Origin of the sequence: Gilliamella sp. Pra-s52 (assembly GCF_009795805.1) — a bacterium.
Classification (GTDB): domain Bacteria; phylum Pseudomonadota; class Gammaproteobacteria; order Enterobacterales; family Orbaceae; genus Gilliamella.
Genome location: NZ_WTEY01000046.1, coordinates 1 through 684, shown reverse-complemented (window position 1 = coordinate 684; position 684 = coordinate 1). Strand labels below are relative to the sequence as shown.

General features: G+C 39.0%; 1 pseudogene. It reads right to left on the bottom strand.

Annotation, left to right across the window (positions count from 1 at the left end):
- Nucleotides 1-622 (bottom strand): annotated as a pseudogene (locus GQ594_RS11875) (hypothetical protein); the annotation flags it as partial.
- Between the last annotated feature and the right edge of the window lie 62 nt (nucleotides 623-684).

Sequence of the window (684 nt, the reverse complement as noted above, 5' to 3'; positions counted from 1 at the left end):
AACCAATGGTCAGATTTTCCAACGAAAAATCGAAAAAAAAGTAGTTCATTAATAGCACGCAAATAACATAAAAGAAAAACATAGGTAGACGATATTGTTTGAAGGCTTGGTTACGCCCAGCAAAACATAGCGGGACAAGTGAGATAATTTGTTCACTGGGTTTGAGCATGGCGTACACTTCGTAATGGTCTTCATGCTTTTCGGCGACTACCTCAACTTGATCGCCATCATTAAATTTATAAAAACCGAGCCAACCCTTTAACGTGATGGTGCCATTCAATTTGGTAGTGATATATTGTGCCGCAAATAGATTACTACGGTCATTACCATTGGCATGCCCCAAGCCAGCTAATGCGGCAATGCTATTACTGTTTAAAGTGGCAAGCACGGCCCCCTTTCTAAGCTGATTTTGCTGTTTTTGTTTTTGCTCGTCACTTAAATAAGCGCCATCACCCAGCTGTGCATAGCAAAATAGACCTTTAAATTCGGATAGGGTGCCGGTTAATTTAACCAAATTTTTGGGTGGTAGTATTGGATCAGTAATGCTAATACCGGTTTTTTTTAATAGCTGCTCTTTGTCTTTATAGATGGGATCGTTGCCATCATATTTTGCGTAAGGCATAATCGAATTCCTTATGAACTTATTTTCTTTTTTTATTTTTAACTCGTAAGGGTGGCTTGCCT